Source organism: Lysinibacillus sp. NPDC056232 (assembly GCF_042267565.1).
Taxonomy (GTDB): domain Bacteria; phylum Bacillota; class Bacilli; order Bacillales_A; family Planococcaceae; genus Lysinibacillus.
The window spans coordinates 20,829-27,601 of sequence record NZ_JBHJTF010000055.1 but is presented as its reverse complement, the minus strand read 5'-3'; the positions used below and the strand labels follow the sequence as shown (position 1 = coordinate 27,601).

Genomic DNA, 6,773 nt, shown 5'->3' with positions numbered 1-6,773 from the left:
GAATGTTGGTGTGGTAACTACATTCTACACGAGGTCGTTATGGGCTTCCTTTATATTGACTTCTGGGTGTTGCACTTAATCTTACAATCCGTCATTCGATAAAAAAGAGCTACCCTCAAATATGAGAGTAGCTCCGACTTTATTATAAATCTGAAACTTGAGCACCTAATTCTTTATCATTATACATTTTAGTGTCCAATTCTTTTGTAATACGTGCAGTTGTCACACCTGCAGTCATCGAACCACTTACATTAAGAGCTGTACGGCCCATATCGATTAACGGTTCAACGGAAATTAATATACCCGCAAGTGCAATTGGTAAATCAAGTGCTGATAATACAAGAATGGCTGCGAATGTCGCACCACCGCCGACACCAGCTACACCAAATGAGCTGACTGCTACAACTGCAATAACAGTAATGATAAACATTGGATCAAGTGGATTAATCCCAACTGTCGGTGCAATCATAATCGCTAGCATTGCGGGATAAACACCAGCACAGCCATTTTGGCCAATAGATAAACCAAATGAGCCTGAGAAGTTCGCAATACCCTCAGGTACGCCAAGACGGCCTGTTTGTGTTTGAATGTTCATCGGTAAGGCACCTGCACTTGAACGTGAAGTGAAGGCAAACAATAATGTTTCTGCAGTTTTCTTTAAGTACGTAAATGGATTTAAACCACTTAAAGTAAGAATTAATAAGTGTACTAAAAACACGATCAATAACGCTACATACGACGCAATAACAAACTTACCTAGATTATAGATTGCCCCGAAATCAGATGTTGCAACTGTACGCGCCATAATTGCTAAAATACCGTATGGTGTTAAACGTAAGACAATTGTTACAACGCCCATTACTAATGCATAGATTGCATCCAAGCCTTTTTTAATAGTCGCTGCTGTGTCTTCATCTTTACGTGCTACACGTAAGTAAGCAAAACCTAAGAACGCTGAAAAAATGACAACAGCGATTGTTGATGTAGAACGAGCACCTGTTAAATCTAAAAATGGGTTTGCTGGGAATAACTCAATAATTTGTGTTGGTAAATCCGGAGCCGTTAATCCAGAAGTTTTTTCCTCTAAATATGCTCCACGCTCAGTTTCTGCAGCACCTTGCATAATATGAGAAGCATCTAAATCGAATACTGTTGCTGAAAAAATACCAACAGCAGCCGAAACAGCAGTTGTACCGATTAAAATGGCTAAAATAAGAGCTGCCATTTTTCCGAAGTTTTTACCAACCTTCATTTTCGTAAAGGCTATTAAGATGGAAATAAAAATTAATGGCATCGCAACCATTTGTAGTAATTTAACGTAGCCAGTACCTATAATATTGTACCAACTTGATGTTTTAGCTAACACATCAGAATCAATACCATATATTAAATGCAATCCAAGACCAAGTACAATACCTAAGCCTAGAGCAGTAAAAACACGATTTGAAAACTTAACGTGCTTTTTATTCATATAATATAAAATTCCAACGAACACGAGTAACACGGCAACGTTAAGAATAATTTGTAATGTAGACAATAGACAGCCTCCTAAGAAGTTTAATTATAATGTAATCGAATTATATACCTATAATCCCTATAATTCAAGTATGTTTTATTTAGATTAATAATTTCCTAAAGTAAAGCGGCTTATTTCTTTTGATTATGCCCTAAAATCCGAATTTAATAATAAATGCTGTTATTGAATATTCCACGAAGCAACTATGTGCATCTTCTCCGAGGAAAGCGTCCATAACGAAAAAAGACCGTGGGCGAGCTTGCCCACAGTCTGATCTACTTCGTTTAATGGACGAGGTAGGTTTCTTTTCCACTGTCATTAATGAGGTAACAGCTTCCTGAAATTTTTTTACATTGTTTTTTCACACGTGTCACCGCATCTGACAATTGGTCAACAGATTCAAATTGCCGATATTGATTAGTAATAACCGCAATGGATAGCGTCGTACAAGATAAAGGCTCTAATTTACCAGCTCTATTTTGAACTTGTAAGTATGTTAAATCCTCTACATCATAAAAGCTTAAAATAAATGCATCAAAGTCATCAATAATTCTTTGACAGATTGAGGCAGCCTCATAATGTGGAAGAATCGCAACGAAATCATCTCCACCAATATGTCCTAAAAAATCTTCTGCACCCACGATATTTCTTTTCAAAACATCTGTTAAATACAATAAAATCTTATCCCCTTTATTAAAACCGTACGTGTCATTGTATGATTTAAAATGATCTAAATCAAAATATATTAAACTATATTTTGATAGTTGCAATGCTTCCTCTAGTTTTTCATCAATTAATTTATTGCCCGGAAGACTACTTAATGGATTCAAAAAGCTAGCAATGGCTACTTGTGTGTCTACAAGCTTTAACAGTAGTTCCCGAATACTTACTACACCATAATATAAGTCATTCCTTGTTACAACCACATCATCATATAAGTCCTCCGGAGGTCTAGACATCGCTAACGTACTGACCTCTGTTATAGGTATATTGCGATCTACAATTAAAGGATTTTCTTTCATAATAAGCTGATTATGCCGTCCGATAAATAAATTATAGCCATAGCGTGTACCAATTTTTTGATAGAAATGCGTACGTGTAATATGCCCAATTGGTTTATCATCTCGAACAACGACAACACTACGTAATGACGGATTACTTGTAAAAAGCATATCCACCTCTTGATTTTTTACAAATTCATCAATACAAGGAACGTTTTCTATGACTTCCCCTATCTTCATGGTCATCCATCCTTATTTTCCCCAAATGTATTTCCTTTGCGGGTTTCCCTATCGCGTAACCTTGCGCGTAGTGGATTCCAATAGTATGTAAATAATCAAGCTCTTCCTGGCGTTCAATACCCTCTGCAATAATTTTCGTCTCAGCCTGCTCTGCGTATTTCATCAGTAATGTGACAAGCTGCTGCTGCTCGCTGTTTTTATCAATAAATTGGATTAAAGAACGGTCGAGTTTTATAAATTCTGGCTTTAAGTAAATAAGCGTTTTCAAGCTATTGTAGCCTGAACCCACATCATCCACCGCAATTCTATAGCCTTGTGATCGATAATGTGATAATACGCGTTCAAACTCTACAAAATCCACCACTGCACTACGTTCAGTTAGCTCAAACACTACCTGCTGTGGTTTTATGCCAAACTCCTTTAATAATTGCAACGTTTCACCACTATGATAGTTCTTATCTAGTAAAACATTAGGATGTATATTTACAAATATTAGAAAATCTCTGTTTAGCCATTCTTCGCGCAGTCGCTCTTTGAAACGCTGTAATGAAAGATTACGACAAAAACATTCAAATAAAAATACACAGTCCGTTTGCCCAACAAATTCATAAAACTGATCAACACTATTAAACAATTCTGAAGGCTCCGGACGATTCAGCGCCTCAAAACCAATCGTTTGCCTCGTCTGTAAATCAACGATAGGCTGAAAATAAGTATGTAAATTCTTGTCCTGAATAATTTCTTTCAATGCTTTTAAACGTTTTATATAGAGCGTATTGTTTTGATGCTGCCCATATAAATACTTTACATAAGAAAATAAATTACTTGTTTTTATGCTTTGACTCACAGCAGACTCCATTCTCGCACCTCTTAAATCGGTTATTAGGATCTATTGTACGCTTTCATTGTAAATACACTATGAATTTCATGTAAAAACAGGTGTCTCTAGCACTAGATTTCCTTTTCGAAAGTTTGCATTACCTTATAAAAATAAGCTTTTTTGATCATTTGATAGAGTGGTATAAATTTAGGATGTAGAGCAGGCAGGTCGAGCAAAGGTTAGTGGTTTTATCGGCGGTTTTTGGATGGTTGATCAGCGATTCGCATTGCCTTATCAGCTATTTCACTGTATCCTTTCAGCGATACTAATAGTATTTTACTGACAAGTGCTTCTATAATAAGTAATAGATACTCAATCATACGAAAGGTTGCTTGATATTGTAATGAACGTAGAGAACTTTTTACAACTGCCTATTACAAAAGAATTTACAGTCGTTGCCGGTCACAATGGTTTACATAAACCCGTTCAAAATGTTGAAATTCTAGACTTTGAATTTTCACCCGATATTCAAACTGTGAGAGAAACGATTTTCACACCGAATAGCGTTGTGTTAAGCAGTTTATTATTCGCAAAGCACAAGCCAGAATATTTATGGAATGCCGTGAAAAGCCTGATTGAGCTAGGGGCAAGTGCATTAGCTTATAAACCTGTCATCTATGAGGATTTACCAGAGGAAGTGTTAGTCTATGCAGACGAACACAATTTTCCGATATTGCGATTTGGCGGAGATGAATTTTTTGAAAAGATTATTTTAGAAACGATGGCCTATGCGAAAACACAGGACTATTCATTCTTTTTAGAAACGATTGTGCGACGTCTAATGGAGGAAGACGTAACAGATGAACAAATAAAGTCTATTTTACAGCAAATCAATAAGCCCTTTGAAAAATATGTATTTGTTGCTAATATTCAAACGCAAGATCGTGCAAGTAGTCAATGGATGCAATCCCTTTTCCAATTAGAGCCTCTATTGAAATCTGGTATGATTTGTACCTATAAAAAGAGCCTCTTTATTGTAATGACCCATTCATCACAGCAATTTCAATTTGAAAAACTTCTCAATGAATGGTTGACAATGTATGCAATCTCAACTGATTCATGGACCTTTGGCTATAGTCGTTGTCACATAACACAATCAAAATTCCCTATTGCCGTTCGCGAAGCCTTTTATGCACGTATTATGGCTGAAATTGAATCGGCTCCTATCCGTCATTATGAGAACCTTGCTTCCGATTGGTTGTTAATTGAATTGCATCGTAAGGACGCTACCTTTGCTATGGACTTTGTAAATAGCTATCTTGGTCCCCTATTTGAGGAAAAGGTCGATCCGGATTTAATGAAAACAGCAATCACCTATGTCGTAAAACAAGGCAACATTAAGGAAGTAGCCGTTGCTCATTTCTGCCATCCAAACACAATCCGTTATCGTATGTCAAAAATACGGCAGCTAGTAGCACCATTAGAAAATGATTATGTTTTTTATGAGCGTATAGCGGCAGCCGTTAAATTGTACTTATTACATAGCAAAATGAATGTCGAATGACAGCTTTGGAATAAGTACAAAAAAACGCCTGAATTTTTAGAATTAAAATCAAACTACTTTCTTCCATCTCATGCTATTCTATTGAAGTTAGGAGGAAGAATGATGAAACAATACATAGCTGATGGTATGCTATTAGTCACTGCAATCGTTTGGGGTAGTGGATTTGTAATAACGGCAATTGCATTGGAATATTTAACAGCCTATCAAGTAATGGCAGGCAGATTTTTATTAGCTTCGATTATACTGACAGTCTTATTTGGATACAGATTAAAAAAAGCTTCTAAATCAGTTATCTGGAAAGGTATTTTGTTAGGGACCATTCTGTATATTGCCTTTGCCCTTCAAACAGTAGGGCTACAATATACAACACCCTCTAAAAATGCATTTTTAACTGCTGTAAATGTCATTATTGTTCCATTAATTGCGTTTGCGGTTTACAAACGTCGTATAGATGGCTATGAAATGATCGGTTCGATTATAGCTATTGTCGGAATCGGCTTTTTATCATTACAAGGTTCCCTGACGATGAATATCGGAGACGCGCTTTCCTTAGCTTGCGCTGTCGCCTTCGCTTTTGATATTTTTTGTACGAACCTTTTTGTCCAAAAGGAAGATGCCATTGCCCTGACGATCATTCAATTTATCACAGCATCTTTTTTAGGTGTTTTGGTCGTAGTCAGTAGAGGCGATATCCCAACTACTCTTGAAAAAGAAGCAATCTATTCAATCGTTTACTTAGCCATTTTTTCAACTACTCTCGCATATCTTTTTCAAAATATTGCAAATCAATATACATCTGCTACAAAAGCGGCTATTATTCTGTCTACAGAATCCTTCTTCGGCATGGTACTATCCGTTATATTCTTACATGAGATATTAACAAGTCGTATGGTTGTAGGGGCTGTCATGATTTTACTCGCCATATTAATAGCAGAAGTAAAGCCTGCACACCCTAAAAAACGAATGATGAAAAGCTCTCGATAAAGAATGTCAAAATAGTTTCAGTGCTACTGAAGCTATTTTTTATTTTTCAAACACGGCTAGTCATGATACTTGTAGTAATCCCTGCTACCAAAATTGTAATAATAGAAAGCAATAATGTACTAGAAGATAAAAGCAGTCCCCCTATGACGATGACGATTGAATCTATCATAAAAATAAGTATCCCGACATTAATTCCGGTTTTATCACTTAAAAATTGTGCAATCAGATCTGTACCACCAGTGCTTGTCTGAAATCTAAGCATCAAACCAACACCAAAACCCATAAGTGCCCCTCCAAATATGGCACTATAGATGGCATCTACATGAATAAGATTCCGGACGGGCTTTAGTAAATCGATACTAAGAGAATAGGCGAATAATCCATGGATACTATTGTAAAAATACGCTCTGTATTTATACCAAGAAATAACGAAAATTGGAATACTAATAATGATGATCATTAAACCTATTTTAAGCTTATATATATAGTGTAAAATAAGCGCTATTCCTACAACACCCCCATCTAAAATTTGATAGGGCGTTAAGAATAGGTTTATCCCTAATGCTACCGCTACACTTCCTATAAGAATGACCAAGCCTTTCGTAAAAAAATACATACAACACCCCTCCGAGACTTGCATGTTTGTAT

The 6,773-nt window shown here is 36.3% G+C and carries 7 protein-coding genes; 2 read left to right on the top strand and 5 right to left on the bottom strand.

What is annotated here, in order from left to right; translation table 11 throughout:
* Positions 1-142: 142 nt before the first annotated feature.
* The 4 genes from ACFCYJ_RS25070 to ACFCYJ_RS25055 all read right to left on the bottom strand — a co-directional run bounded on the left by ACFCYJ_RS25070 (position 143) and on the right by ACFCYJ_RS25055 (position 3,957).
* Positions 143-1,471 carry an L-cystine transporter gene (locus tag ACFCYJ_RS25070; protein WP_376078404.1) on the bottom strand — a complete coding sequence of 443 codons (1,329 nt, stop codon included), beginning with the start codon at positions 1,469-1,471 and terminating at the stop codon, positions 143-145.
* 329 nt (positions 1,472-1,800) lie between these two features.
* Positions 1,801-2,757, bottom strand: coding sequence for a GGDEF domain-containing protein (locus tag ACFCYJ_RS25065; protein ID WP_376078400.1), 957 nt, complete (start codon positions 2,755-2,757; stop codon positions 1,801-1,803).
* Positions 2,717-3,616 carry an EAL domain-containing protein gene (locus ACFCYJ_RS25060; protein WP_376078398.1) on the bottom strand — a complete coding sequence of 300 codons (900 nt, stop codon included), beginning with the start codon at positions 3,614-3,616 and terminating at the stop codon, positions 2,717-2,719. The genes ACFCYJ_RS25065 and ACFCYJ_RS25060 overlap by 41 nt, the downstream gene beginning before the upstream one ends.
* A 209-nt stretch (positions 3,617-3,825) precedes the next feature.
* Complete coding sequence (locus tag ACFCYJ_RS25055; RefSeq protein ID WP_376078397.1) at positions 3,826-3,957, bottom strand: hypothetical protein; 132 nt, start codon at positions 3,955-3,957, stop codon at positions 3,826-3,828.
* Between the two features lie 23 nt (positions 3,958-3,980).
* Here ACFCYJ_RS25055 and ACFCYJ_RS25050 point away from each other — a divergent pair, with 23 nt between their 5' ends.
* A complete protein-coding gene (locus ACFCYJ_RS25050) occupies positions 3,981-5,141 on the top strand; it encodes a PucR family transcriptional regulator (protein WP_376078395.1) in 1,161 nt (386 codons plus the stop codon).
* Positions 5,142-5,243: 102 nt separating this feature from the next.
* The gene (locus ACFCYJ_RS25045) at positions 5,244-6,125 is read left to right on the top strand and encodes a DMT family transporter (RefSeq protein WP_376078402.1); all 882 of its coding nucleotides are present in this window, start codon (positions 5,244-5,246) and stop codon (positions 6,123-6,125) included.
* 46 nt (positions 6,126-6,171) lie between these two features.
* Here ACFCYJ_RS25045 and ACFCYJ_RS25040 read toward each other — a convergent pair whose 3' ends face one another.
* Complete coding sequence (locus ACFCYJ_RS25040; RefSeq protein WP_376078394.1) at positions 6,172-6,741, bottom strand: YitT family protein; 570 nt, start codon at positions 6,739-6,741, stop codon at positions 6,172-6,174.
* Positions 6,742-6,773 lie beyond the last annotated feature (32 nt).